Origin of the sequence: Polynucleobacter sp. AP-RePozz3-80-G7 (assembly GCF_018882145.1) — a bacterium.
Taxonomy (GTDB): domain Bacteria; phylum Pseudomonadota; class Gammaproteobacteria; order Burkholderiales; family Burkholderiaceae; genus Polynucleobacter.
In genome coordinates, this window is sequence record NZ_JACVPC010000003.1 from 207,677 (window position 1) to 234,287 (window position 26,611).

Sequence of the window (26,611 nt, forward strand, 5' to 3'; positions counted from 1 at the left end):
TTGAACTATCAATACATCAAAACCGAACAGGCAGATTTAATTGCCACAATTCGCTTTAATCATTATGAAAAGCGTAATGCATTAAGTGAGTGCTTAATCGAAGAAATGCATCACGCCTTGGAAGAGTTCGGTAAACAGGATGTGCGCGTATTGGTTTTGCGTGCCGATAAGAAAAATAAAGTTTGGTCTGCAGGTCATGATGTGATGGAATTACCTAGATCAGAGCGGGATCCCTTGCCTGCTGACGACCCTGTTATGGTTTTGCTTCAATCTATCAGGGCGTTTAGAGCGCCAGTGATAGCCATGGTAGATGGTTCGGTATGGGGCGCTTCGACTGATTTAATTATGAGTTGCGATATTGCCATTGGTGATCACGACTCGACCTTTGCGATTACACCGGCCAAGTTGGGACTCCCTTATACCGCGAGCGGAATTTTGCATTTCATGTCACGCATGCCCTTGAACGTTGTTAAAGAGATGTTCCTGACTGCCGATCCTATAGGCGCTGATCGTGCCTTGCAGATTGGCATCCTGAATCATCTCTACGTCTCTGGTGAATTAGAGTTAAAAACTTACCAAATGGCTCGAACTATTGCTTCGCGTTCACCTCAGGCTAACTCTGTGCTCAAAGCCCAGGCACAAATGCTCTCTGATGCCGCAGTCATGAATCCCGCCGTTTTTGAACACTTGCAATCCTTGCGTAAGAATGTGTATATGGGAAGTGACTACCGAGAGGGGATTACCGCCTTCCTAGAAAAGCGCGACCCAGTATTTGGTCAGGCCAAATAAAGCGACGCCAATTACGCTCTGGCAAAAGCATAAAATAGAGCTCCAAACTATGGGGTACTATGAGCACACAAGTTAATTCAGAAGGAGTCTCAGCATCGCGGGTGTATTTGCCTGCAAATCAAACCCATCTGAATTTGCTGGCCTTTTTCATAGCGCAATTTCCCCATATACAAGCTACTGAGTGGGAGCTTCGTTTTAATGAGGGCCTTATTCTAAATATGGAAGGACAGCCTCTTAATGTGGCTGATCCATATCAACCGAATACTCATCTGATGTACTTCAGGAGGCTGACTCGCGAGCCAGAGATTCCATTTGAAGAGCAGATTCTCTATCAAGATGAGCATATTCTGGTTGCAGATAAACCGCATTTCTTGCCAGTAACGCCAAGCGGACTTTACCTGCATCAAACCTTATTAAATCGACTCAAGAAAAAAACAGGCATACAAACGCTCAGCCCCATTCATCGAATTGATCGTGATACAGCAGGGCTAGTTATCTTTTCAGTTAATCTAAATGAGCGAGCTCAATACCAAAATTTATTCAGGGATAGAGCGGTCAAAAAAGTCTATGAGGCGATAGCACCATACTCTGAAGAATTGGAGAAACAACTTCCAATGACTTATCAAAGTCGAATTCAGGAATCAGAACATTTTCTGCAGATGCAAGAAGTTGAGGGTGAGCCAAACTCGGATACCTTGATTGAAATTATAAAATCAAATAAGCCATGGGCTAAATATCGGCTGACTCCTGGTAGCGGAAAAAAGCATCAACTACGTTGCCATCTCAATGCCCTCAATATCCCCATGAAGCATGATCAGATCTATCCCATTCTTACGCCTTATCAAGAATATGACTTGGATTTTTCAAGGTCACTACAGTTACTGGCATATGGGATTGAATTCCTAGACCCAATAACTGGGGAGTTAAGATCATTTAAAAGCCTTCAACAATTAAATTTTTAATGCAGCAAAGCTTTCGGCTTGGGAGCGATTCCAATACAGCTCAAATACTCTTGGCAAATTCAGGCTCGGATCTATATGTTCTGCCTTTAGTAACAGTCCAGCGGGCATTTCAGGGAGTAAGAAGGATAAAAGACGTACTTCATGCTTATTAATGCGTCGGATGATGTGAGGGGCATCAATTTCACCGGGGTGATGTAATCCAGCAGCCTCTACCAGCTCTTTTAAGGTCTTCAGGGTTTCATTGTGGAAGTTGTACACGCGCTCAGCTTTATTCGGCACTACCAATGCTTTCTGGCGCAATGGATTCTGTGTAGTGACGCCAGTAGGGCAGTTGCCCGTATTGCAAACCTGCGCCTGAATACAGCCAATGGAGAACATAAAGCCACGCGCACTATTACACCAATCGGCACCTAAAGCAAAAGCTACAGCCATATCAAAGGCGCTAATGATCTTTCCGGCACAACCAATTTTGATTTGATTTCTTAGGTTTACACCCACAAGGGTGTTATGAACCAGGCGCAGGCCTTCTTGTAGTGGTGTGCCCACGTGATTAGTAAATTCCACTGGCGATGCACCTGTCCCGCCTTCAGAGCCATCCACTACGATGAAGTCCGGATGAATGCCAGTCTCTAGCATGGCTTTGACAATGCCAAACCATTCCCATGGATGGCCAACGCAGAACTTAAAGCCAACCGGCTTACCGCCAGATAGATCACGCAACTTCTTCACAAAATGAATCAGCTCAAGCGGTGTCGAGAAAGCGCTATGCGAAGCAGGGGAGATGCAGGCTTCCCCTTCCTTGACGCCACGTGCTGCAGCTATTTCAGCCGTCACCTTAGAGCCCGGCAAGATGCCGCCATGACCAGGCTTGGCGCCTTGGCTCAATTTAATCTCGATCATCTTGACCTGAGGATCTAAAGCATTCTCCTCATATTTTTTCTCATTAAAACTACCGTCGGTATTGCGGCAGCCAAAGTAACCAGAGCCAATTTCCCAAATGAGATCGCCACCATATATGCGGTGGTATTGAGAGATCGAGCCTTCGCCAGTGTCATGAGCAAAGCCACCCTTTTTGGCACCAAGATTTAAAGCCAAAATAGCGTTAGCACTAAGGGACCCAAAGCTCATGGCTGAGATATTAAAGATGCTGGCTGAATATTTTTGTTTGCAATCTTTGCCGCCAATCTCGACTCGGAAATCATGGCTAGGCAGGCGGGTGGGGGCTAATGATTGATTAATCCATTGGTAGCCAGGGGCCATGACATCCAGAGTGGTGCCAAAAGGAATTTGATCCGGTACAGCTTTAGCGCGTGAATAGACTAATGTGCGCTGTTCTTTTGAAAAAGGGGTTTCATCATTGTCGCCCTCGATAAAGTACTGGCGAATTTCTGGGCGGATAAATTCAAGCATGAAACGCAAATGTCCAATAACGGGGTAGTTTCGAAGAATGGCTATTTTGGTTTGCGTGATGTCATACATGCCTACAAATGACAAAAAGCCAAATAGTAGGAAGAAATTCCAAGCCTGTGGATGCAGCTGTAAAGAGGTAAAACTGGCAATGGCCCCCAGGATGCATAGAGAAAATGGAATATATCGTATGGGTAGGTATTTATTGGGGGACATGGCCGTAACGAGCTTAAATGTGGATGGTCTGAGTATACGAATTTAATACTAATACAAACAATTTGACATAAATCAAACCTAATAGCGCTTCCACAGTGATTTTTCAGTAATCCTTAAGCATTGCTGGAGTATTCTGAAGGGGTAGTTAATACTAATCATAGGAAGAATATGTCATTAAATCACGCAGTAATTTGGATCGACCATAAAGAAGCTCACGTAATGTTCTTGAGCGAAGAGGCTAGCGAAGCCGAAGTGATTCGCAGTAAAAGTACCCACACTCATCTGCATCACAAAGCCAATGAAGTCGGTAGCGGTAAAGTCGCTTTAGATTCAAAATATTTACATTCAGTTATCAATGCCGTGAATGAGTCCAAAGAAATCTTGATTCTTGGGCCTGGATCTGCAAAATTAGAGCTCATCAAACACGCGCACAAACATGATGCCAATATTGCAGAAAAGATTGTTGGCGTAGAAACGGTTGATCATCCTACTGATAGAGAAATTCTTGCCTATGCACGCAAGTTTTTCTATAAAGTGGATCAAATGCTATAAATAAAGACTTCATAGGACGACACAAATGACTAAAGAATTAAACAAAGAAGCTTTAGGGCCAGATGGCCTCCCAGGGCATGATTATTTTCTGGATGCGGTAAATCATATTGATCAAGCAGTAGCAAACAATACGATTGCCGCGGGCGCTGCTAAAGGTTTAGTTTTTAGCCTTGTAGAGACCTTGGGCGCTATGGTTGGTGACCCCGATCTACCGAATCATCTGAAGTCCGGTTACATGGGTGCCTTGGATCTTGCGGTTGAGTTAGAGGCGAAGCTATCTAAATAAGCTAACTATCAAGTGCATCTTCAGTAAGGGCAGCTTCGGTTGCCCTTATGCATTTAAAATGGCGGTCAATCGCCATTTAATCGAAGTTCATGACCAATACTCCAAAGAAACGCTTAGCAGTCGCCCCCATGATGGAGTGGACGGACCGCCATTGCCGTTCGTTTCATCGCACGCTCACTAAAGAGGCTATTCTTTATACAGAGATGGTCACTTCTGGTGCGCTCATGCATGGGGATGTGCCACGTCATTTAGATTATTCACAAGAGCAACATCCTGTTGTTTTGCAATTAGGCGGCTCAGAGCCCGGCGACTTAGCAAGGTCTGCCGAACTAGCTCAACAGTGGGGTTACGATGAAATCGATCTCAATTGCGGTTGCCCCTCAGAGCGCGTGCAACGTGGTGCCTTTGGCGCCTGCTTAATGGCTGAGCCTAATTTAGTTGCAGACTGTGTGCGCTCTATGAGGGGAGCGGTTGATATTCCGATCTCCGTAAAGCATCGTCTGGGCTTGGACTCGATGGATGCCGCAAATTCTGAAGCTGATTACCAATTTGCGCTGAACTTTATTCTTGCTGTTGCCGATGCTGGTGCCAGTCAGGTAACCATTCATGCACGTAATGCAGTGCTTAAAGGTTTATCGCCAAAAGAGAATCGCAGCAAACCACCGTTGCGTTATGAAGTAGCTGCAAAGCTCAGAGTAGATGCGCAGAAGCAATTTCCGAATCTCAAAGTATTGCTTAATGGTGGTTTGGAAACTAATGAACAAATTGCTGGCCACTGGGATGACTTTGATGGTTTCATGGTGGGAAGAGCTGCATATCATTTCCCCGCATTGTTACTCGGTTGGGATGACATGATTAATACCGATGGTGATGCTGCTGGATACCTTTTTAGTGAGACCGAGTGGCACCGCATTCAGATTGCCTTGGTTAAACAAGTGCAAGCTTGGTTTGATGAATGCCAAGCCAAAGGCAAGCCTTTTTATATTGGGGCTTTTACAAGACATATCCTCGGCTTGGCTCATGGCCGGGCGGGATCACGGTATTGGCGTCAACGTCTCTCAGATCATCACGCCTTGGCCAAAGTTCAGAGCAAGGCCGCCATCTTGGATTTCTTTATCGATGCGAGCTTATGTCTTGGGGATTGGGCGGCCTTTGAGTTCGAAAGCGCCTAATAGCGGGCCTTAAAAGGGTGTTTTTGACAGTATTTTGAGCAAAAAGCTATAATCTAGGTCTTCAGTGGCGGACGTAGCTCAGTTGGTAGAGTCCCAGATTGTGATTCTGGTTGTCGCGGGTTCGAGCCCCGTCGTTCGCCCCATATAGCATAAGGACTTCCTGTCCGTTACTGTCAAAATCAACAGCTTTTAGTGTGAAATTTGGGAATTTCTTGTCGTTTCTTCCCCCTAAATCACTGATTCTTGATCCCTGAAATTGGTGAGAGTATATCCCCGCAAAGCCTTGATCTATATAGGTTAATGGTTTTAAGATCCCCAAAAACTACCGCAGGCCCATCTGTCTTTTTGATGTTCTATATAGAATGTTCATCTGGTTGTCGCGGGTTTAGGCCTAGTCATTTAATCTATATGGAATATAGCTCTGCTGTCTACTGCCGTGTTTTATGAGGCTGAAAAAAATTCCCAAATTGGGAACAACTCTTCTAAAGAGACTCTATTTACCGCCGTTAATCTGTTATAAATTTAAGTGGAGGTAATAGGGTTTAAGTGGCTGTTATTAGATGATCTGCGGACACTCTAATAGAGTATTTTTAGGCACTCGAGAGGCAGAGAACGGCCAATAGGCGTCACTTATACTTTCTCAAGCCTCCAGGTGCATACCCAAACTTCTTCTTAAATGCAGCACTGAAATGATTGACATGGGCATAGCCCAGCCTCTTAGCCAAATGCTTAAGTGCAACATTGGATTGGGCAATTGCTTTATGTGCTGTGTTGAGTCTGTGATTGACTACAAAGTTAAAGATGGATTCTCCGTACTCTTGTTGAAACTCATCATTTAGCAAGCGAGGAGATCTATCAAACTGAGCTGCTAGAGAATTCAGGGTGGGCAGCTTGCCCTCTAGTTCCATAAGGTATTGCTTGATATCTTTTAAACGCTTTTTAGCTTGCCTACTTGTCAGGTCTTTTTTATCGGGGTTTTCGCACAAGTATTTTGTTAGTTCAGATAAAAACTCTAACACTTTGGACTGAGCAGACACCTTCCTGAGGGTTGGGGAGTATTCATTTTTTAAGCATGTCTGAAGAGCGTGGTTGACATAGCTGGGGATTTGCTTGACCACAACCTTCGGTGAAGGCAGCAACTTCAGGTTCTTAAGGAGCTGGCTTGCTAAATCTTCTCCGATGAGTGTTGTGAGAGATGCCTTGCCAATCATCACCAAGATCATATCGATTTCAGTGGAGGTGTCCATTACTGGGGTAACAGAGATCTCTTTGCAGAGGCGAAATAGGTCAACCCCTTCGCCAAAAATCAAATCATTAGTAGATAACTTATCTTTGTGAATGACTCTTCCCTTGGCAAGGGTTTGGATCATTAGTGTTGACTCTTTGAATTTAGTTGTTACAGCAGCCAAAGGCACCAACTGTCCGCTAACTTTCGGATTAAATTGAAAGTTGGAGTGATAAATCACAATATCATTGGTTAGAAACAAGCCTTCATATCCGCCTACCCCAATTTGCTTTGGTATTGGGGCCTCAGTCCAAGGAATATCTTGATTGTTCAAGGTTTCCGATGTTGGCTCGGAGTCCTCTAGTAACCAATTGAAATTGACGAATTCTGTAGATGTAGGCATGAGTAGATATTACACACAACAAATACCCAAGGTAAATAGCAGGATTACATGTAATTTTGGGCACAATTCATGTAAAAAATAAAACAGAAAAAAGTGATTTTCTCTACAGTTGAGCCTAAATAAATTAGAGGTTACTACTGTGAAATTTAAGGCATTAATAATAATTGCTGCTGGAGCGTTTGTTTTCTCATCCAACCTATCTGCACAAAGTTGCGGAACTGAATCACCCCAAAATAATTGGACTATTGCATCAAACGCTACTACTTGTACGGTGACGACAGGCGCTGTAAGTTTGACAGTAAATGCGGGCGTAGCTGTGACCCCGTTTGCATCGGGAGATAACGGCATTAATTTCAATACGGCTACTCACTTAGATGCCCTTACCAATCTTGGAAGTATTTCAGGGAACTATGGCATCAACGTTAATAATCTAAGTATGGCAAATATTGGCACGTTGGCGAATGGTTCGGCTACCAATGCAAGCGCCACAATCTCGGGCGACAGTCAGGCAATAGTTTTGTATTCAGGCAGTACGATTACGAACTTAAATAATTACGGAGCAATCTCTGGTACTTACTTTAGAGGTCTCTATAACAGTGGTGGAAGTATTGGCACTATCAATAACTATGGAACAATTTCTCAAACGGATGCTATTTTTGGACTGGGAGACGGCGCGATAGTGAATGACGCGGGAAGTATTGGCATCATTTCAAATAATTCAACGGGGAATATTTCTGGCGCAAATAATGCAATCAACAATCAGACTGGCGGGGTAATAACAACTATTTCTAATCTTGGAAATATCGTTGGTGTTAATGCAAGTGGTATAAAAAATGCAGGATCTATAACGTCGATTAATAACTCTAGTGGCGCATCAATTTCTGGTGCCAATGGCTACGGTATTGAGAATACCGGAATAATTACGACACTTAATAATACCGGCACTATTAATGGCGGAATCTTAAATTCCGGCGCAGGCAGTATTGGCACTGTCAACAACGCACAATCTGGACTGGTTTTTGTGAATAGTGTCCCGGGAGTTAATATGCCATCTCGCTACAACATTATTGTGAATAGTGCATCTAGCTTCGGTACTGCTGATTTTCAGAGCATCAATGGAAGCACTATTTTTGGCGTTGCATCCTCGTCTACATTGATGGCCAATACCTACTTAGGGATTTTGTCGGGTATATCAAGTTTAGGAATCAGTAATTATTCTTCCATTTTTAACACTTGGACTAACTTCAATAGCTCGTACAAGTGGGAGTTAATCGCTGGCGCGAACTCTACAACTTGGAATTTGGTTGTTGCTGCACTCGCACCTCCGCCACCAGTTACAACCAATATTACTGGGGCTGGAACTATCTATCAGTCTTCCAATCTTGGCACGACAGTCAATCCTGTCTTTGATGGCGGCACATTGCAAGTCTCTTCGACTGGCAATATTGCAAATAACTTTACTGTTAATGGCAATAATGGCGTGATCGATCAAAATAGTGTCGCATCAAACTTTACTGGCGTGATTTCAAATGCCTCTGCTGGCTCTCCAGGTTCGATTACTATCACCAATAGTGGTAGCGGCGGCTCCGTAACGTTCTCTGGTGAAAACACTTATACCGGATCAACCACAATTAATAATGGTGCCACTTTGGCGCTGTCAGGCGCTGGCTCAGTTTCTCAATCGAGTGGTGTTACCAATAACGGCACCTTTAACATCGCTGGTAAGACTGGCAACGTGAGTGTTGCTAGTTACACCCAAGGTGCTACTGGTACTTTGTCGATGGGCATAGTGCCAAGTAATTCACCAAAATTAAACGTAAATGGCGTAGCGTCATTAGCTGGCGGATTATCTCTAACTGCTAGCTCTGGATCTTATGCTCCGGGTAAGTACACCTTACTAACTGCTAATGGCGGTGTCACAGGTTCATTTGGCAATCTAACAACCAACCTGTCTTCTTACACAAGGTTGGGTTACGGATTAGCCTACGATGCCAATGATGTGTATTTGATATTCACTCCTAACGTAGCTGACACGCAGCAATCTTTAGTAAACACCGCATCAGCATTACAAAACATCTACACACTGCAAAACTCTGTTCTAGCAAATAGCTTCTCTTACGACTGTAATGAGTTTGGCGCTAACGGGGTTTGTATCTCAGTGGGCGGTCGTAATACGGCAGTATCAGCAGCAAACGGACTGAATAGCACTAGCGGTTTATTGATTGCAGCTTATCGCCCACATCGGAACTATCGTATCGGTGCGTACGTTGATCAAAACCTATCGGTAAACAATGCTGGGTCAACGGTTAACCTCGGCAATAACACGCCGCTAATTGGCCTGTTTGGTGCTTGGAATGAGCGTGTTGATGGCACTGGTACAGAAGTCAAAGTATCTGCAGCTTATGGTCAAAAGAATACGACCATCAATCGTCAAGTGGTAGGTACATCTGAGGCTGGATCAGGATCCTCGCAGCTCAATAGCCAGGGCGCCCAAGTGACGGCTAAGTATGGTTTTGCGGCGCTACCAGCAGTGATTGTTTCTCCATACATTGGTATTCGTTATACCCAAAACAATATGGGTGGCTACACCGAAGGTACTAGCGCAACAGTTACGGCACCACTTACATACTCGGCCCTCAATACGAATGCTACAACTGCATTAGCAGGGTTAGGAGCAAGCTACAGGTTTATTCCGAAGGCAACGTTATTTGCAAGTGCTGGTGTTGAGACTGATACCAACACGGCGAACGGCACATATTCAGCCACTGGATTGACTGGCCTGACACCAATAAACTTCAATGCCAATCCGGTTAAGACTAGACCAACAGCCACTATTGGCGCGTACTACGATGTTGAAAAGAATCAGCGAGTAGGGGTTACTGGCATCTATCGTCAGGAGCCATTCCAAGCCGTTCAAACAACTACTGTGATGGCAACATATACGGTCGGCCTATGAGTAACGCTATCCAGCCTTGCAGAAGACCCGCTTTGGCGGGTTTTTTGTTGTTTGCGAAAGTCTGCTTTGGGTCGGACTCTGCCAGCGGCGGTTAAGTAATGTGAATGACCGCTCTACACCTTATAGCTACCTTCCGAGTAATATAGTCAAACAGGCTCTAGTGACAGTTGTAAACCAGCCACCTTACTGCAGGATAGAAGTTCTCAATAGCTGCTTATTTTTTGGGAACGGCCGACGTAGGACCCTTGCTCTATAAGGGGCCTAATCCTCAAATTAATTCCCAAAAAAGCCCGTAGAGCCATATAGAATATGACTTGCATACCCAGATTGTGATTCTGGTTGTCGCGGGTTCGAGCCCCGTCGTTCGCCCCACAGTATTAAAGTAAAAAAGCTCCTCAATGGGAGCTTTTTTACTTTTCGCCACCCATATCTCTTTTGCTCTTATCTCTTACTTCTGGCCGATCTAGCCGATTCAGCGGCAAGGTTAGACATTTTTACAGCTTCGGCGGCGGCCATGGCTGCGCGCTTAGTGGCTTCAGCAGCTTCAGCTGAGGCAAGGATTGAGGACTCCTCGGCTTGATGAGCAACAGCGGCAGCAGCAGCTGCGGCAGCAGCGGAGGCGGCAGCGGCAGCCTCAATGGCAGCTTCGGCGGAGGCGGCAGCGGCATCAGCAGCCGCCTCTGCGGCATCTACTACTGCTTCTGATGCGGCTAGCTTGGCCGCGGTTGCGCAATTCTTGGCGGAGAGGGAGGCTTTTTCAGCGGATATAGCGGCTCTCTTAGCGGCTTCAAGCGCGCTCGAGGTCAAAGCCTTGAGGGTATCTATCGCATCAGCATAGCGAGCATTGACGGTAATGTATCCCTGACGTAGGTTGCTCACCTCAGTTTCTAGACCGATCAGCTTTGCATAGATTTTTTCAATATCTTCTTTCATATTCCCTTGTTAGTAGTTTACGTTTTCATACTCTGCCTATTTATTGGCAATTGCAAGCCTTTTAGGGCGATTTAGAGCCATAATAAAAACATGAAAACAAAGCCTATAAATCAGCATAACTTATCTTCTGATTTAGCCATTCGTGACGAGTTAGAAAAGCGAGGCTGGGCTTTGTCTGCACTTTCGGAAGCAGCTGCTGCGCTAGCACGTGCTAATTCAACTGAGTTATTGATTCAAGAAGTTTGTCAGGCGATTGCTGCACAAGGTCCATACGTTCTGGCTTGGGTAGGGCAAGCTCAGGGCGATGCCTTCAAGACCGTCAAAGTAGTTGGAGTTGCTGGGGTTGCCTCTGGCTATATTAAAGATATTGTGGTGAGCTGGTCCAATGCTGAAGTAACTGGACGCGGACCTGCAGGTAGTTGCATTCGGAGTAATAAAACGAGCGTAGTTATCGATGATGAAATCGATCCTGGATTTGTTGCTTGGCGCGAGCGTGCCAAAGAGTTTGGCATTCGTTCGGCAATCGGTTGTCCAATTCCTGATGGTATTACTGGGATGCCCTTTGGTGTTCTGATGGTGTATTCGAAAGTTCCGAATACATTTGGATCTTCTGAAGTTCAGTTATTTGAAAGTCTTGCCAAAGAAATTGGATTTGGACTGCGCTCCATTGAACGTCAACATAAGTTGGATGACCAAATTCATGAAAAAGAACTAATGCAAGAACGCCTGGCAACTGCATTACGCGCAACTATTGAGGCTATGTCCAAAACCATGGAGTGGCGCGATCCCTATACTGCCGGTCATCAAAAGAGGGTAGCCAGTATTGCGATGGCTATTGGCCGTCAATTAGGTTGGGACAATGAGCGTATTCAGGCTATCTATATGGCAGCAATGGTGCATGACATTGGCAAGATGGCAGTACCATCAGAAATTTTGACCAAGCCCTCACGATTGACTGACCTGGAAATGCAAATGGTGCAAGGGCACGTAGAGGCTGGCTATCAAATTCTGAAAGATATTCCATTTCCCTGGCCAATCGCAGATATGGTTCGTCAACATCATGAGCGTTTAGATGGCAGTGGTTATCCAATGGGCTTGAAAGACAAGCAGATCAGCCAGGAGGGACGGGTGTTGGCCGTAGCCGATACGATCGAGGCAATGGCAACCCATAGGCCCTATCGACCTGCTAAGGGATTAAATTCGGCAATGGATGAAATTCAAGCTGAGGCAGGCATCAAGCTAGATACGAAAGTTGTCGAGGCTGCATTCAAGTTGCTTGAAAACGGAAATGAACTGCAAAAGATATTAGATACGCATTAACGATGATGATTAAAGTGATTGCACTCGGCGCATATTATTTGGCATTACTTGCGCAAGTTTTTGCAACGATTTTTGCGCTCAAGATATTTTTGAAATCAAAGGCGTATCGTCTTGCTAGCGGCTCCTTAGCCCTCGGTTTTGGTTTGATGGTAGGAAGGCGAATTACTCCTCTTCTGCATTTTTATTTAGATGGCTACTACAATCTCCTGGATGCAGGCTTGGCCTTTTCTATTTCAGTACTGCTTTTTCTGGGGCTGATGCAAATCAAAAAAATTATTTTAGAGTTAGAGGAAAAGAACTTCCTGCTCGATCACATATCAAAGACAGATTCATTAACTCAAGCGTTAAGTCGATTAGAAACTTTCCATCAAGCAGAATTGGAGATTGAGAGATCTTTACGTAATGGGGAGCCCGTAGCTTTCCTTATGCTCGATATTGATCGCTTTAAAAATATTAATGATGAGTTTGGCCATCCGCTAGGTGACATCGTTCTGACAAATCTTGTGAAGCACTGCCAAAAAGAGCTTCGTGTTGTTGATATCTTCGGGCGTGTAGGGGGCGAGGAATTCTTCGTTGTTTTGCCAGGGGATGATATTGGGAGTGCTTTTGAGGTCGCTGAGCGCTTGCGTAAAAGGGTGTTCTCTACCCCTTCAGCCCTTGTGGGTGGTAAAGAGGTCTTTATATCAATCAGTATCGGCGCCGCTAGTTTCAGCCCCAAAATGGATGGAGAGACCAAGTCCAGTCTGGTTTTAAGGGCTTTTTATGCCAAGGCTGACCAAGCCATGTATGCGGCTAAGTCTAAAGGCCGTAACCGAACGGAGATTTGGACTCAATAGGCTAATAAAATAGCTTATATTCCTAATAAAATTGATAGTAATGCAAAAAAAGCGAAATATTATTCATGCAACTATTAATGCAATTGATGGTGCTAAAGAGCTCATCCTTCAAAAAGCGGCCCGTAGAGAGTTAATTCTTGCGGTGATTGCTATCGGATTTTTTTGTTATCGCCCAAATGTATATACCGTATTAATAGCTGTTCTATCCCTGGTTTTGCTGGCGGTTGAAGCTCTTAATACAGCTATTGAAAAGATCTGTGATCTCATTACCTTGGAAGAGCACCCTGAGATTAAAAAGATCAAAGATCTTGGAGCGGCAGCAGTGATGATTATCGTGCTGGCTATTGTTCTCATCTTTATTCGCTACTTATCTCCATTCTTCTGATGAGTAACTTTTTAAGTGCCTTTCATATACAAATCATTCCTAGGAGTGATATAGAGTCAACGGATGAATCATCTCATCAAGCCATTCGCGAGAAGCTACTTCTTTTGATTTCAAGAATTTGTAAAGATTTTCGTGGCACACTATTTGAAGAGTCTCGCGGAAAAATCATTTATTCATTTGAGCAAATCAGTTTCGCAGCTCAAGCGGCTATGGCTATTCAAATAGAGGCGGATGCATTGAATGCAAAAAATCATTCAGACCCTATATGTTTAGCTTCGATTGGGGTTGTTGCTCTGATTAATCCATTTACTGGGCTCAGGGAAGAGGAGCGCTCGATCCAACTAGCCTCGTTCATGGCTGAGGCTGCTGGCCCTGGAGAGCTTTACCTATCTGAGGGTGCGCATGATTCATTGAAAAACCCAGACTTACTTCTATGTCGCTTTACAAGGCAGTTACTGAGAACGGGTGAGGATAGAGCCCTTAATGCCTATGAAGTCTTTTGGAATCCAACAGAAGTTGATCCAGGAAGGCTCCATAAGGATCCTAATGGCATTGATTTGGAGCTTCAGCCAATTCGCTCCTTTGGTTTGAAATTGGCTGCCGGAGTTTTGCTAATGTTCTTTGGAGTTCTTTTACTTACTGTAGGCTGGGAAGCACTTTGGGTCTGGTTTATTGCAGTGGTAAATCGCTAATGTTTATGCGCGATCGTCATTTTAGAATCACTGCAAGCTTATGCATGTTTGCCTTTGGTGTTGGTCTCATGATTTACTTCGCCGAGGAATTACTCAATCTTGGCGGCCAGCTCTATTTAGGTTGGGGCTCTTTTTTCATCATCTTCCTAATGTCGAAGGTGAGGTATTTCCGTAATCAACCTTGGCGTTCTGTATTCATTGTTCTAGCGCTCTTTGTTAGTTGCCGTTATATGGCATGGCGTATTTTTGACACCTTAATTTATAACGGTTTCTTTGACTTTATCGGCACCGCCCTGTTATTCCTGGCAGAGCTGTATGGCTTCACCTTATTTCTGCTAGACATGTTTGTGAACTTCTCGCCAATGTCTAGTGAAATTATTCCCTTATCTAATGACGAGTCCTCTTATCCCTCTGTAGACATCTTTATTCCTACTTACGATGAGTCTGAAACTATTGTTCGCATGACGGTGACGGCTGCGACTCAGATTCAATACCCTAAAGAAAAGCTCAATATTTACATCCTGGACGACGGCGGGACCCATGCCAAGCGTCGCAGCAAGGAAACGGGTCATCAAGCCTGGAGGCGCCATTACAGCTTGAGAAGACTCGCCAAAGAGCTGGGTGTGCAATACATCAGCCGCGATACCAATCAAAAAGCTAAGGCCGGTAATATCAATCATGCTTTGCAGCATAGCAAAGGTGATCTCATTTTAATTTTGGATTGCGATCAAATACCAACCAAAGATATATTGCACAACACAGTGGGGCAGTTTTTAAGCGATCCCAAAATGTTCTTGGTGCAGACCCCGCATTTCTTCATCAATGAAACTCCAGTCAATAACGTGATTACTGGTGTTTCTAATCGCCCGGATGAGAGTGAGATGTTTTATCGCAAGATTCAACCCGCGATGAATTTTTGGAATTCGGCCTTTTTCTGTGGCTCCGCAGCAGTTCTGCGCCGTCAGTACCTCATGGAAGTAGGCGGTATTGCGATTAAAACGATTACGGAAGATTGTGAGACTTCACTGATTCTCCATGCGCATGGCTATAACAGCAGCTATATTAATAAGCCCATGGTCTGCGGCCTTTCCCCAGAAACTCCATCTGACTATCTAACCCAGCATTCTCGTTGGGCTAAGGGGATGCTCCAGATCTTGATGCATTACAACCCCTTGTTTATGCGTGGGCTGAGTCTGCCCCAACGCCTGGCTTATTTTTCTTCGTCATACTCTTGGCTTTTTGGATTTGCTCGCTATATTTTTTTCTTGGCGCCATCAGCATTTTTAATCCTAGGGCTGAATGTGTATTCAGCCAATTGGCACGAGATGGTAGATTTCACGGTTCCTTATGCGTTGAGTATTTTGGTGGTGATCTCATACTTCTTTGCTGGTTCGCGTCAACTTTTCTTCTCGGAAATTTATGAAACTGTGAAAGGTTTTAGGATGATTCGAGAGCTTATGCCAGTTCTCCTAAATCCCTGGAAGCAAAAGTTTCTGGTAACGCCAAAAGGTCTTACTTTAGAAAAAGAGCAGCTCAGCTGGGATGCCTTCCCATTATTTATTCTGGTAACCATCAACGCGGTTTCTATCGCTATTGCGATTATTCGCTGGCATTACGAGCCGATTTGGCATGACAACATCGTTATTACCGCAATATGGTGTTGCATCAATATTTGGTTGGGCTTAATGTCTCTAGGTGCCTTTTGGGAAAAGCGTCAAGTCAGAGCTTATTACCGAATTGGCGGTGGTGGAACGGTCACAGTACTTCGTGGCAATGGCCTACCTTGCATTGAGGCAAATTTGGAGGATGTTTCGGTAAGCGGCATTGGGTTCGTTCTCCCATTCAATACGGACCTGAAAGTTGGCGAATCTATTCAATTGGCCGTGAATGATAGTTATGGAAATCACTATACATTTAGGGCAAAAGTAGTTCGTATGCAAAAAGAGGCCGACCATTATTTTTGTGGCACACAGTTTGTAGAAGAGCAAATTGGAAGTCCTGGCGCTATTGCTTTTGTATATGGTGATAGTGGTCGTTGGCAGCATATATGGGATGCTAGTGCGGAACTCAAGCATGCAAAACTTCAGCTGTATTTGTTAACGAAGTTGGGGCTTAAGGCCGTACGCGAAAACTCTACGGGCTATTTTGCATACATCACAAAAAGTCTAGGTACTTTTATCGTCATGCTATTTAATCCCTATGTTTGGTTTTACGCGGTCACTGGCTTAACCAATTGGATTATTTATCTATTCTATTTATTTGTGGTCTACACCATTGGCTTGATCGATCATGAGCAAGCAAGAGCCTTCCCTCGTTTACAGGCCGGGGAAAAGATGACAGTGTATTTTCCTAAGTTGGATGCCACGTTAGAGGGATGGGCCTTTGATATATCCCTTACCGGTATCGGTATCAAGGTGAATCTACCGTTCTTAATTGACGATAACGAATTAATAGAGGTTTCTGTATCTGGCGTAATAAAAGCCCAGCAACGCATGGATTGCATGATTCGCCGAGTGATTAAACAAGGCGATGAAGTTATCCTGGGCGCTGAATTTATTGTCGATAACAGCAATTTCTTCAAAATCGTCAGCTTCGTTTATGGCCAAGGATCCAAAATGGTATTTTCTTTGGCGATTCAGAATTTAAGAAGAATTTTGTCTTATCTCTTTTTCACCGGCGAGCTATCTGATGAACGCAAGAGTGTCACTTCCTTTAAGCCTTTGGGTAAATGACTCTTTGAAAATAAAAGCCCTTCATCTCTGCTTCAGTATTGCAATGCTCGCTTCAGCTGGGATGGTGGAGCTTGTCTACGCTTCAGAAGCAACCCTCAGCAGACAAGAGATTGCAGAGGCCAGAAGGGCGCTAACTCAGGCCACCATTCTTCAAAAAAGTGGCAAGCCAGCCGAGGCCAATACCCTTCTAAAAGAGAGGTTCCCGAATGGGCCACCTGCGGGTGATCTAGCGGTTGGCTATTACAAAATTATCGCTAGCTTGCCAGGTGGATGGAATGAGGCACGTTCGGGGTTAGAGGGTTTGGTTCAATCTGACCCAAAAAACTTGCAGTACAGCTTAGCTTTAGATGTCTTATTAGGTTCAAAGCGAGAGACTCGTGATCTTGCGTTTCAGAATTTAGCTGCAACATACAAAGTCCGCAAAGTAGATAAGCAGCGAGTGCTTCAAGTATGGCGAGAGGTTCTCAATGCTCAAGAGATTGGCCCCGAACTCATTCCACTTTATGAGCAGTATCTAAAGTTAGACCCCCATAACCAAGAAATAACCGGTCGTTGGATTCTGGAGAAGGATGCGCTTGAAGAGCGCAAACGTATTGCAAGCGATCCCTTGCTCAGGCGTCGTCAGGTGGGTTTAGATCTATTGGATAAAGGTGACATCGTAGGAGCAGAGGCGCCTCTACTAGATACCCTTAAGGATAGGCCAAAAGATTATTTGGCATTAGGTGGCATGGGCTTAATTCGGATGAGGCAAGGCAATTATCAAGAAGCTGTTGCTTACTATCAGAAAGCCTTAGCCCTCAATCCTGAAAACAGTGGCAAGTGGAAGAGCCTGATATCCACCAGTCAGTACTGGGGTCAAATTCATCAGGCTGAAGATGCCCGGGATAAGAAGAACTACCCGTTAGCGATGGAGAAAATCCGTGCAGCCATTCAGTTGGAGCCGCAGGGTGCAGAGGGGTTTGCTGTATTTGGCACTATTGAAGCTGAACGAGGAAATAACAAAGAAGCAGAGAAGGAATTTCGTGAGGCTTTAGCGATCGAATCCGATAACGGCATTGCTTTAAGGGGATTGGTTCAGCTATTAATTAATAACGGCAGACGCGATGAGGCGCTGGCATTAATTAATGCGCAGGCACCTGCAAGCACCTCTGCTGGTAAGGGATACGATTATTTGCGTGTCAAGATTTTGAGTTCACAGGCAGATGATTTAGTAAATAATGGGCAGAGTGAGGCAGCTATTCCCTATCTCCAGAGCGCGCTAAAGCTTGATCCACTCAATCCTTGGTTACGATTTCAGCTGGCTGGAGTTTATGAGGGCCTGGGCTCAGTCGACAAAGGTTTGGCTGTAATGAAAGAGGGATTGCAACTTGCTCCCAATGATCCCGAGATGACCAATGCGAATGTCCTATTCTTATTAAGTACGGATAAAACTGAGGAAGCTTTAAGCCTGATGCGCGGCGCACTGGCTAAACCCTCTTCGGATGCAACATCTCTTCGCTTAACGTATGCCAATGTTCTTAATCGCTTACAGCGTGATGATGAGCTAGATCCAGTATTACAGCAGCTTGCCAAAGCCCAGCTATCACCAAGCGATAAGTTGAAATTGACTCAGATAAGACTCGATTTTGATATTCGCCAAGCGCTAGCGGCGGGCGACATCCAAAAAGCCATTGTGCTTTTGAAGCAGGCAGTAGCGCTTGACAAGGATGAGATTTGGCTGCGCCTAGATTTAGCGCGTTTATATGCAAAGCTGCACCGCCCTAAAGAGGGCATCGCAATATTTGATGCCTTTCTAAAAACGCACCCTAATAGTATTGAAGGTTTGTATGCCTATGCTTTGTACTTATCTGGCCTAGATCAAAATCAACCAGCCCTCAAAGTCTTGGAAAGTATTCCAGCGTCTGAACGTACCCCTAAAATTACACGCTTCCAAAGAGGCGTTTGGGTTGATTTACAGCTAACTCAGATAAATAGACTCAATGCCCAGGAAAATCATGATAAGGCTATCGCCCAACTAAGCGTGCTTGAGGATGAAGTATCCAACGATCCCGATCTTTCTTCCTTGGTTGCATTGATGTGGGGCAAAATCGGAAAAGTGGAGCAAGCCAACGCTCTTTTTCAGAAAATTGAGCAGAGTACTCCAAACCTTTCAGTTGAATGGCATTTGCGTTATGCCAACTTTCTCCTTAATAACGACCAGCTAGAAGCATTCCAACAGGAGATGGCGCTGGTCTCAAATCAAAAGTTAAGCCCAGGGCAAAAACAAGATTATGCCGATCTTCAAGAGGCGGCAGAGCTTAGGGCGATTGGTCAATACATTCGCTCCGGTGATATTCAAGTTGCTAAACAAAAGCTACAACCGCTGATTTCTGTGGCGCCTAATAACTACAAGATGATGTATTTGGATAGTCAGATCCAAAGAAGAGAGGGGTATTTGGATAAGGCGATCGATATTGAACAACGTGCCCTTGTTCAATCTCCAGTGCCACTTTCTAGTTACCACAGTCTGTCTACACTCAAGCCAGTAACAAGCTCGTCCCGAGTTTCTGTATTCCAGATTGAACCACCCATTCTGGAGCCATCGGCCGTTCCATCAGGAAGTGCATATCAATATAAACAGATGGCCGACATGATAGAGATGCGCACTAATTGGCTTGATTCAGCTGTCGACTATTTATCTCTCAATGGCACCCCAGGGCAGTCTTACTACCGTGCAACGGAGATTCCGCTAGAGTGGAAGATGCCAATGCGCGCAGATGAAAGAATGACTTTCCGTGCAGACCAGGTCAATATTAATGCGGGCACCATTGATGCTGGTAACTCGTATCAAGTAAGTACTTTTGGTTCGATGGCTGCCTGTAAAACCAATTGCCCAACCACATTTTCAAATCAATCTGCATCAGGCACTGCCCTCAACATTGGGTATGAGAAGCAAAACTTTAAGGCGGATATTGGTACAACCCCATTAGGCTTCCTGACCCAAAATTGGATTGGCGGAGTAAAGCAGAAGCTGGATGCGGGTCCTGTTGGCATCTCTTTGGAATTGGCGCGCCGCCCCATGACCAGTACTTTGCTTTCATATGCCGGTACTCGTGATCCTGTGACCGGTTCCGTCTGGGGCGGTATGGTTGCGACTGGTGGAACGGTTGGCTTGAGCCTGGATCAGGGTGGTACCTTGGGCGGATGGACTTACTATCGCGCGCGCAGCCTGACGGGTACCAATGTGCAGAGCAATAGTGACAATCAATTTATGGCCGGTCTGAACTGGCGTATCGTCAATGAAACGGATCGTCAGCTCTCTAGCGGTCTCACGGGCATGCTCTGGGGCTTTAAAAGAAATGCCGGAGAGTTTACCTATGGTCAGGGTGGCTATTACAGCCCGCAAAGCTATCGCTCTGTAACACTCCCTTTAAATTACTCGCAGCGTTTTGCGCGTTTCTCCTATGTTGTTGGTGGTTCGGTTTCAACCAACTGGTCACGTACCGATGCAGCACCATACTTTCCTACCAATTCAGAATATCAAGCTGCCTCCAATAACGCCACGTATTCAGGAAGCTCTGGACCTGGTAGCGCCTATTCTTTCTTGGCGGCTTGGGAGTACCAAGTCACACCATCAGTCTTTGTTGGTAATCGCTTAAAGTTAGAGCGTTCGCCTTACTATGCTCCAAATAGTTTTGTGCTGTACGTCCGGATTGCGCTGGATGGTACTGCGCCAAACCCTGTACCTTTGCAAACGCAGCCGGTAATCCCGACGTCCCGCTTTTAATGAATTTTAGATAATGAAAAAACCTATCTCATCCTCTATTTTGCTTATGGTGATAGGTATGGTCGCATCCTCAATGCTGAGTGCTCAGCCCTTGAGTGGTGCCCCTGAGTTTGATCCCTATCTTCCCGGAGAACTCAATGAACGTGCACTGTATGCGTTGAAGGAGCAAGATATCTCTACCGCAGTCATTCTGTTGGAGAGGGCCTATCGCTTAAATCCGTATAGCCCTGACATTAAGGCTAATTTAGAAGTAGTTCGAAAGATTGCTCAAGAAAAGACCCCCATTGAAATCAATGGCGAGGTTGTTTACTTGGATGCACTTGGAAATTCGGTCGGCGTTGATAAAGCGATAGATATTCCTGCGCTATGGCCGGAGTCTACAGCCAAGTCGAAGCCTTAGTTATTGGTTTCGAATAGATTCCAGTTGATATCGTTTGAGCGAAAATAGTACGAGGCTCCAAACTTCATAATCACTGAATCTTCATTCTCAGCCACAAAGCGTGTACTCGGCAGGTTCTTTAGATAAATCTCTGGACTTGGAGTATTAGCACCAAAGGGTGCTTTGCCCACAAACTTGGAGATTAAATCGGATGCAGCAAGATAGCTAGTCGGCTGCTCAATAATATTTGTCTTGAACGGGCCATCTGCTTTTCCGGTAAACATGATTCCCACAGGAATATTAGTCACATTAGGGCTTGGGATTTCACGCATACCTACGATCTCATTTTTGTTTCTGCGAATCGCTGCACCATGCTCTGGGATGAATACAATCACCACTTGTCGGCCAGAGCTATTGACCTTGGCATAAAAGCGATCAATATCACTCAATAACTTACGGGCTCTGCGGGAGTAGGTTTCAACACTGTTTTCCAGTCTGCCGCCATCCAAAGCACGATTGCCGTCATGCAAAGAGATGGTGTTGTAAAAGAGGGCAACTTTTTCGTTGGGTGACTTCATGCGGACATCCCACCAATTGGATAATACGGAGTAGTCATCATAGACTTGAGAGCCGTCAAAACCTCTCAAGTAAGGTGCGGCATTCGTGTTATCGAATAGCGGGGCAGACATACCACCCTCATTACGGATTTCCTTCAGGAGGTCACCGTATTTACCATCATGATTCAATGCAAGCTGAACCTGGAAGCCTGTTTTATTGAGATTGTTAAATAACAGGGAATCTTCAACGGCAGGTTTATATAAATCGCGTTGATCTTGTTGTCCACGGCTGCCACGCAATAAACGAATGATCGAAGGTCCACTATAGGAAGATGCTGAATTAAAGTTGGTAAACAAATAGTGGAAGCGCTGGAACAGCGGATTGTTATCTTCTTTGATGTATTTCAGGTCATCCCAAGCCAGCGAGCAGACATTAATGACTAGGACATCAAACGGGGCACTGCCGGCCTTTTGTGAGCGGTTAAAGGCGGTACGAGATGCTTCTTCAATAAAGAAGCCGTCAAGGGATTCGGTGAGTTCTAAATCGCTAGGCAGACCAATGACTTGACCATCTGAATCGTAGGCTAAGGAAGGCATAGTCGCCCCCAGTGGAAGCAAGGTAGTAAAGATGGCCAGGGTGGCTATTGTTGTCATTCTGATCTTCTTAGAAAGAAGGAAGTAAACAATATAGAGCCCCAACAAGATGGCTATAACTCGCCAATCAAAAATTCGGTTTAAGAGTTCAATGTAATACTGATAACTAAAATCGAGTAATTGGCTAATTTTAGGGATGATATTTCTGAGGGGTGGGAGCGGGCTATCAAAATACAGAATAACAATAGCAATAGGCAGCGCTACCCATTTACGAATCCGAAGCAAGGTCGGATTAGCATGGGAAAAAATCAAAAATAGCGCAAAAGTAGCATTAACAAAAAAATGGAAATGGATATAACCTGTATAAAACAGGATTATTTTGATAATGAAATAAAAGCTCCAAATTCCCATATTACTTTTTGAGATCCTCTAGAGCCATGTTGGTAAATAAAGATAGCATAGAAGAGTAATAGCCTTGAGACGGATTAAAGCTGGGTAATGGGGTTGTATTTAAATTGGGGTAAGCAAGTGTTATAGCTGCAACACTATAAAAGCCTGCAGATGCATTGTACGTTGCCATCTCACCAGTATTCACGTTTACCCAAGCCGGTAAGAGCGGTTTACCAGTAAAGGAGTCCCAGAAGTTTTGAAAGGGCTTAATCGTGGTGGGGGTGGCTTGCTGACCCCAAATGAGGTAAAGAGGTATGCGGACAGCGTCGTACCCAAATTGATCGCCATCCACTGGGGCGATAACCGCACCTTCCAATGTCAACCAATCGGGCGGCAATTGCCATTTTCCAAATCGGGCCTCTTGAATGAGCTGCAAACCCGTTGTTCTTAGTTCCTCCCACTCCGGCGCTGGGTCAAGCATGGCAAGATCGTTAATGGCAGGGAAGACCCAGTAGGACAGGTTAAGTTTTAATCCCTCTGGCTTTTCAAAGCCTATTGCACCAGGAAGCAAAATAGTTCCTTTGCTAGTTTTACGCAAAAGCTTTGCTCTAATAGATTGACTAATTTGGAGGGCTGCAAAAAGATAACTAGGCTCACTCCATTTGCGATATGCACGCGATAAGGCCCAGGCAATAAACAAGTCACCATCGCTAGCATTGTTCATATCATTAATGCCCGTCTTAGGAGACCAATTCCAGGCAAATAATTTATCATCACGCACTTGAAGATTTCGTTGGGTCCAAGTCCAAATTTGAGCAAAGGCGTCCGGATCATTATTTTGTACTGCTAGTAGCAATGCCATTCCTTGACCCTCGGTATGGCTAATTCCATTCTGGCCAACATCGATCACTCGGCCATTTTCAATAAATGCAGATTTAAATTGAGCCCAGTCTTCGCCACCAAAAGCATGCGCTGTAGAGTTCAGCATCAGAACAATACTCAAAAGCCAAAAGCGGAGAAGGGTATGCCAAGTCATGGGATTATTGAATTAGATGAATAATATGCTGGCAATTGATTATGATTTGTAATACTGACTAATAAGGTACATTATGTATTACCGGCATTTAATTGGCCTAATTTATTTAGATATTTCATGCAGTTAGCAAATCAAACTTTTTACTTTGCCATATTTATCGTCCTAGTCGGCTTGATGGGCCGTTTCTTGGCAAACCGGGATGACGATCGTGCTCAATTTAGGGCTATCTATTGGCCAATAGGTCTGAGCTTTTTAGCGGCCTCCATGTTGGGTTATGCAATCGCTCCATGGGCTGGCAAGATGGTGTTGGCCTTGGCCAATATCTTCCTTATTGCAGGCGTCGCCAACATTTCATTATTGTTCAGCGTTTGGAATGGCGCGTTAATGAAGTCGAGCAGAATGGTTGCTCTCGCTATATTTGTAAGCGCCTCCTTAATATACGTTTATTTGCACTTTTTTGGAGAAACACAAGACCGTATTCATTTGATGAATTTTGCGCTCAGTATCTTTTGTGTTTGGCAAATTACATCTTTAAGTCAGCTATTAAAAAAAGATAACGCTTATCAAATTAAATTATTGCTTGGGGTTGAGTTTTTCCAGCTTGGTGCCCGCATCATTCGATCGCTTTTAGCACTAGATGAAGCGACTCACCCCGGCACGCTTTATCAAGAAGGCGGCTTAGCCTTTGTAATGCGGATAACGGCAATACTCTGTATTGTCACGATTTGCATATTAATTACCAATTATTACCTCGAAAAGCTCTGGCATGAATATCGCAGGAGCTCGCATGCCATTGAGGATGGGATGCTCAATAGCCTAAATGCACTATCCATGGTGAGGGATAACGAAACCGGTAATCATATTCTGCGCACTAAAAACTATGTGCGTGCTTTAGCTGAAAGATTGAGGTCAAGTGGGGCCTATGCAGATGAGCTAACTCTAAAAGCAATAGAGAATATCGTGAAGGCTGCACCACTACACGATATTGGGAAAGTCGGAATCCCCGATGAAATCTTAAAAAAGGCGGGATCCCTGACCGACGATGAGTGGCAAACCATGAGAACCCATGCCAATTTGGGCAAAGATGTTCTCAGCGCTGCCAAACTCAAAGATGCAAAGAACACCCATGTCTTGGATGCTGCCATTAAGATTGCTGGGGGGCACCATGAGAATTGGGATGGTTCAGGTTATCCACTGGGGCTAAAGGGCGAGGAAATTCCTTTACCAGCCAGACTGATGTCCTTGGCCGATACCTATGATGCTTTGGTTAATGAACGGGTGTATAAAAAGAAGTGGTCTCACGAAGAAGCTTGCTTGGAAATTATTAGATTAAAAGGAGGGCGCTTTGACCCGCGTATTGTCGAAGCATTCATCCAGGAAAAAGACAATTTTTTGAGAATCTCTGAGTTATACGGAGACCTTAAATGACGATTAGTTTTGAGCCGAGCTCCAATGTTCGCCGCAACTCTCGCCTTATTTTGGGCGCCTCTATTATTTTGGCAATCATCTTCATTATCAATGCGGTAATTTCAGGGTATTTGCTACGCCGCAATACAACCGAAGATCGCGCGGATCAACTTGCCACCTTGACATTAATATTGGCCGAGCACACTTCGCAGATTATTTTTTCTGCTAATACTGTTTTAAATAGTATTGATGATGTGGTTTATGCAGCAAAAATTAAAGATGAGAAAAGCTATCGCAAGTTCACTTCCAATAAAAATCAGTTTGAGCTGCTAGACGAAAAGACAAAATCGAATTCCATTTTAGATGTCACTACCTTTGTGGCTAATGACGGTAAAGTGCTTAATTTTTCTCGCTCTTACCCTGCGCCTGAAATTAATCTGGCGGATCGAGACTATTTTGTCTACTTAAAGAGCCATAATGATCTTGAGACCTTCTATAGCGCTCCCGTCCAGAATAAGGGGAACGGTAAATGGGTTTTTTATTTAGCTAGGCGCGTCAATGGTGCGCACGATGAGTTTCTAGGCATCATCTTGGTAGGCGTCTCTGTTGAGGTATTTTCTGTTCTCTATGAGCGATTAGGCTCCAGTTTGGGCGACGGTGCCGCCATTACCCTCTACCGTGATGATAAAACTTTGTTGACTCGATGGCCCTTTGTCGACAAATTCATTGGCAAGGTAAATACCAACACCTTGATTGACCAATCTTTAGGCGCTGCAGCAGAAGGTAATGGTGTGATCTTTACATCCAAGACCGGCTTTACTCGGCAAAATACGTCCCCGGTCGAGCGTATGATTTCCTACAGAAAAGTTACCGGATATCCATTCATTGTTGGGGCCGTAGTCCCTGAGACTTTGTATTTGGCCAACTGGTATAAGAATGCGACAGGTGGATTAATCGCTACCATTTTGAGCATCATCATTTTATTTATTGGAACTTTTTTTCTGCTGAGGACTTATCGACGTAATGCTGAGAACCAATATCGTGCGCATCACGATGTTCTTACCAGGCTGCCCAATAGAACCTTATTCTCTGACCGCCTTTCTTATTCCCTGGCCAATTGCAAGCGCAACCAAACTGAATTAGCGCTTCTTTTTATTGATTTAGATAATCTTAAAACGATTAATGATGTCTACGGCCATCTCGTGGGAGATGCAGTCCTGGTGCAGGTTGCCGAAAGAATACGAACCTGTTTACGAGATACTGATACCGTAGCTCGTCTCGGAGGGGATGAATTTATTGTGCTCTTGCCGGGTGTTGGTGATGAGAAGAATGCCTTGATGGTTGCTGAAAAAATTCGATCCTCTCTGATGTTGCCGATGACGGCCGACGGCGTTCCTGTAAGCACAAGCGCAAGTATTGGAGTGGCCCTATATCCTGATCATGGATCTAATGAGTCTGATTTGATGAACAATGCCGATATGGCGATGTACGAGGCTAAATCTAGCGGTCGAAATACCATTCAGGTATTTAGCGAGAAAGTGCTTAAATCAGTTTTTAAGGATATTAGTTGAGTCTAGACCTGTATTTTGTCTGGCACTATTTCATTGCATGAAACA

The 26,611-nt window shown here is 44.6% G+C and carries 20 protein-coding genes and 1 tRNA gene; 16 read left to right on the forward strand and 5 right to left on the reverse strand.

Annotated features, from left to right (window positions below; translation table 11 throughout):
- Both scpB and ICE90_RS08185 read left to right on the forward strand, forming a co-directional pair.
- Nucleotides 1-789 carry a methylmalonyl-CoA decarboxylase gene (gene scpB, locus ICE90_RS08180; protein ID WP_215320090.1) on the forward strand — a complete coding sequence of 263 codons (789 nt, stop codon included), beginning with the start codon at nucleotides 1-3 and terminating at the stop codon, nucleotides 787-789.
- 59 nt (nucleotides 790-848) lie between these two features.
- Nucleotides 849-1,751 carry a pseudouridine synthase gene (locus ICE90_RS08185; protein ID WP_216191916.1) on the forward strand — a complete coding sequence of 301 codons (903 nt, stop codon included), beginning with the start codon at nucleotides 849-851 and terminating at the stop codon, nucleotides 1,749-1,751.
- Here ICE90_RS08185 and ICE90_RS08190 read toward each other — a convergent pair.
- A complete protein-coding gene (locus ICE90_RS08190; protein WP_216191917.1) occupies nucleotides 1,740-3,374 on the reverse strand; it encodes an FMN-binding glutamate synthase family protein in 1,635 nt (544 codons plus the stop codon). The two genes, ICE90_RS08185 and ICE90_RS08190, sit on opposite strands and share 12 nt — an antisense overlap.
- A 168-nt stretch (nucleotides 3,375-3,542) precedes the next feature.
- Here ICE90_RS08190 and ICE90_RS08195 point away from each other — a divergent pair, with 168 nt between their 5' ends.
- The 4 genes from ICE90_RS08195 (at nucleotide 3,543) to ICE90_RS08210 (ending at nucleotide 5,527) form a co-directional block, all read left to right on the forward strand.
- Nucleotides 3,543-3,926, forward strand: a complete 384-nt coding sequence (locus ICE90_RS08195) for a translational machinery protein (RefSeq protein ID WP_216191919.1) — start codon at nucleotides 3,543-3,545, stop codon at nucleotides 3,924-3,926.
- 25 nt (nucleotides 3,927-3,951) lie between these two features.
- Entirely contained in the window at nucleotides 3,952-4,212 is a 261-nt protein-coding gene (locus ICE90_RS08200; RefSeq protein WP_215361276.1) for a hypothetical protein, read from the forward strand.
- An 89-nt stretch (nucleotides 4,213-4,301) separates the two neighbouring features.
- Nucleotides 4,302-5,384 carry a tRNA dihydrouridine(20/20a) synthase DusA gene (gene dusA / locus ICE90_RS08205; protein ID WP_216191920.1) on the forward strand — a complete coding sequence of 361 codons (1,083 nt, stop codon included), beginning with the start codon at nucleotides 4,302-4,304 and terminating at the stop codon, nucleotides 5,382-5,384.
- Between the two features lie 67 nt (nucleotides 5,385-5,451).
- A tRNA-His gene (locus tag ICE90_RS08210) sits at nucleotides 5,452-5,527 on the forward strand.
- Between the two features lie 483 nt (nucleotides 5,528-6,010).
- On the opposite strand, the gene ICE90_RS08215 is transcribed toward ICE90_RS08210, so the two are convergent.
- Nucleotides 6,011-7,012, reverse strand: coding sequence for a helix-turn-helix transcriptional regulator (locus ICE90_RS08215; RefSeq protein WP_215319806.1), 1,002 nt, complete (start codon nucleotides 7,010-7,012; stop codon nucleotides 6,011-6,013).
- 109 nt (nucleotides 7,013-7,121) lie between these two features.
- On the opposite strand from ICE90_RS08215, the gene ICE90_RS08220 reads away from it, so the two are divergent.
- Complete coding sequence (locus ICE90_RS08220; protein ID WP_216191921.1) at nucleotides 7,122-9,968, forward strand: S-layer family protein; 2,847 nt, start codon at nucleotides 7,122-7,124, stop codon at nucleotides 9,966-9,968.
- A gap of 441 nt (nucleotides 9,969-10,409) precedes the next feature.
- On the opposite strand, the gene ICE90_RS08225 is transcribed toward ICE90_RS08220, so the two are convergent.
- Entirely contained in the window at nucleotides 10,410-10,901 is a 492-nt protein-coding gene (locus tag ICE90_RS08225; protein WP_216191922.1) for a hypothetical protein, read from the reverse strand.
- 90 nt (nucleotides 10,902-10,991) lie between these two features.
- Between ICE90_RS08225 and ICE90_RS08230 the strand changes: the two genes are divergently transcribed.
- The 7 genes from ICE90_RS08230 to ICE90_RS08260 are packed head-to-tail and all read left to right on the forward strand — an operon-like array spanning nucleotide 10,992 to nucleotide 21,032.
- The gene (locus ICE90_RS08230) at nucleotides 10,992-12,221 is read left to right on the forward strand and encodes an HD domain-containing phosphohydrolase (RefSeq protein ID WP_216191923.1); all 1,230 of its coding nucleotides are present in this window, start codon (nucleotides 10,992-10,994) and stop codon (nucleotides 12,219-12,221) included.
- 2 nt (nucleotides 12,222-12,223) lie between these two features.
- On the forward strand, nucleotides 12,224-13,057 hold the full coding sequence (locus ICE90_RS08235) for a GGDEF domain-containing protein (RefSeq protein WP_216191924.1): 834 nt from the start codon (nucleotides 12,224-12,226) through the stop codon (nucleotides 13,055-13,057).
- A 40-nt stretch (nucleotides 13,058-13,097) separates the two neighbouring features.
- The gene (locus ICE90_RS08240) at nucleotides 13,098-13,442 is read left to right on the forward strand and encodes a diacylglycerol kinase (protein WP_215320065.1); all 345 of its coding nucleotides are present in this window, start codon (nucleotides 13,098-13,100) and stop codon (nucleotides 13,440-13,442) included.
- Nucleotides 13,442-14,134, forward strand: a complete 693-nt coding sequence (locus tag ICE90_RS08245) for a hypothetical protein (protein WP_216191927.1) — start codon at nucleotides 13,442-13,444, stop codon at nucleotides 14,132-14,134. Before ICE90_RS08240 ends, ICE90_RS08245 begins: the two co-directional genes overlap by 1 nt.
- 5 nt (nucleotides 14,135-14,139) lie before the next feature.
- Nucleotides 14,140-16,866 (forward strand): UDP-forming cellulose synthase catalytic subunit, encoded by a 2,727-nt coding sequence (gene bcsA, locus ICE90_RS08250; protein WP_216191929.1) that lies wholly within the window; start codon nucleotides 14,140-14,142, stop codon nucleotides 16,864-16,866.
- 4 nt (nucleotides 16,867-16,870) lie between these two features.
- A complete protein-coding gene (locus ICE90_RS08255) occupies nucleotides 16,871-20,632 on the forward strand; it encodes a cellulose synthase subunit BcsC-related outer membrane protein (protein ID WP_216191931.1) in 3,762 nt (1,253 codons plus the stop codon).
- Between the two features lie 58 nt (nucleotides 20,633-20,690).
- Complete coding sequence (locus ICE90_RS08260) at nucleotides 20,691-21,032, forward strand: hypothetical protein (protein WP_216191933.1); 342 nt, start codon at nucleotides 20,691-20,693, stop codon at nucleotides 21,030-21,032.
- Here the strand turns inward: ICE90_RS08260 and bcsG are convergent.
- Both bcsG and ICE90_RS08270 read right to left on the reverse strand, forming a co-directional pair.
- The gene (gene bcsG / locus ICE90_RS08265; protein WP_216191935.1) at nucleotides 21,029-22,573 is read right to left on the reverse strand and encodes a cellulose biosynthesis protein BcsG; all 1,545 of its coding nucleotides are present in this window, start codon (nucleotides 22,571-22,573) and stop codon (nucleotides 21,029-21,031) included. The genes ICE90_RS08260 and bcsG overlap by 4 nt on opposite strands.
- 1 nt (nucleotide 22,574) lies before the next feature.
- Nucleotides 22,575-23,588: a glycosyl hydrolase family 8 gene (locus ICE90_RS08270; RefSeq protein WP_216191936.1), complete on the reverse strand. Its 1,014-nt coding sequence runs from the start codon at nucleotides 23,586-23,588 to the stop codon at nucleotides 22,575-22,577.
- 117 nt (nucleotides 23,589-23,705) lie between these two features.
- Here ICE90_RS08270 and ICE90_RS08275 point away from each other — a divergent pair, with 117 nt between their 5' ends.
- Nucleotides 23,706-25,016 carry an HD-GYP domain-containing protein gene (locus tag ICE90_RS08275; protein ID WP_216191938.1) on the forward strand — a complete coding sequence of 437 codons (1,311 nt, stop codon included), beginning with the start codon at nucleotides 23,706-23,708 and terminating at the stop codon, nucleotides 25,014-25,016.
- Nucleotides 25,013-26,566, forward strand: a complete 1,554-nt coding sequence (locus tag ICE90_RS08280; RefSeq protein WP_215320049.1) for a sensor domain-containing diguanylate cyclase — start codon at nucleotides 25,013-25,015, stop codon at nucleotides 26,564-26,566. Before ICE90_RS08275 ends, ICE90_RS08280 begins: the two co-directional genes overlap by 4 nt.
- Nucleotides 26,567-26,611: the final 45 nt, after the last annotated feature.

Excerpts from the sequence above, each read along its gene's own strand:
- ICE90_RS08185 (WP_216191916.1), top strand. The coding sequence starts at position 849 with ATGAGCACACAAGTTAATTCAGAAGGAGTCTCAGCATCGCGGGTGTAT.
- ICE90_RS08190 (WP_216191917.1), bottom strand. The coding sequence starts at position 3,374 with ATGTCCCCCAATAAATACCTACCCATACGATATATTCCATTTTCTCTA.
- ICE90_RS08195 (WP_216191919.1), top strand. The coding sequence starts at position 3,543 with ATGTCATTAAATCACGCAGTAATTTGGATCGACCATAAAGAAGCTCAC.
- ICE90_RS08200 (WP_215361276.1), top strand. The coding sequence starts at position 3,952 with ATGACTAAAGAATTAAACAAAGAAGCTTTAGGGCCAGATGGCCTCCCA.
- dusA (WP_216191920.1), top strand. The coding sequence starts at position 4,302 with ATGACCAATACTCCAAAGAAACGCTTAGCAGTCGCCCCCATGATGGAG.
- ICE90_RS08215 (WP_215319806.1), bottom strand. The coding sequence starts at position 7,012 with ATGCCTACATCTACAGAATTCGTCAATTTCAATTGGTTACTAGAGGAC.
- ICE90_RS08225 (WP_216191922.1), bottom strand. The coding sequence starts at position 10,901 with ATGAAAGAAGATATTGAAAAAATCTATGCAAAGCTGATCGGTCTAGAA.
- ICE90_RS08230 (WP_216191923.1), top strand. The coding sequence starts at position 10,992 with ATGAAAACAAAGCCTATAAATCAGCATAACTTATCTTCTGATTTAGCC.
- ICE90_RS08235 (WP_216191924.1), top strand. The coding sequence starts at position 12,224 with ATGATGATTAAAGTGATTGCACTCGGCGCATATTATTTGGCATTACTT.
- ICE90_RS08240 (WP_215320065.1), top strand. The coding sequence starts at position 13,098 with ATGCAAAAAAAGCGAAATATTATTCATGCAACTATTAATGCAATTGAT.
- ICE90_RS08245 (WP_216191927.1), top strand. The coding sequence starts at position 13,442 with ATGAGTAACTTTTTAAGTGCCTTTCATATACAAATCATTCCTAGGAGT.
- bcsA (WP_216191929.1), top strand. The coding sequence starts at position 14,140 with ATGCGCGATCGTCATTTTAGAATCACTGCAAGCTTATGCATGTTTGCC.
- ICE90_RS08260 (WP_216191933.1), top strand. The coding sequence starts at position 20,691 with ATGGTCGCATCCTCAATGCTGAGTGCTCAGCCCTTGAGTGGTGCCCCT.
- bcsG (WP_216191935.1), bottom strand. The coding sequence starts at position 22,573 with ATGGGAATTTGGAGCTTTTATTTCATTATCAAAATAATCCTGTTTTAT.
- ICE90_RS08270 (WP_216191936.1), bottom strand. The coding sequence starts at position 23,588 with ATGACTTGGCATACCCTTCTCCGCTTTTGGCTTTTGAGTATTGTTCTG.
- ICE90_RS08275 (WP_216191938.1), top strand. The coding sequence starts at position 23,706 with ATGCAGTTAGCAAATCAAACTTTTTACTTTGCCATATTTATCGTCCTA.
- ICE90_RS08280 (WP_215320049.1), top strand. The coding sequence starts at position 25,013 with ATGACGATTAGTTTTGAGCCGAGCTCCAATGTTCGCCGCAACTCTCGC.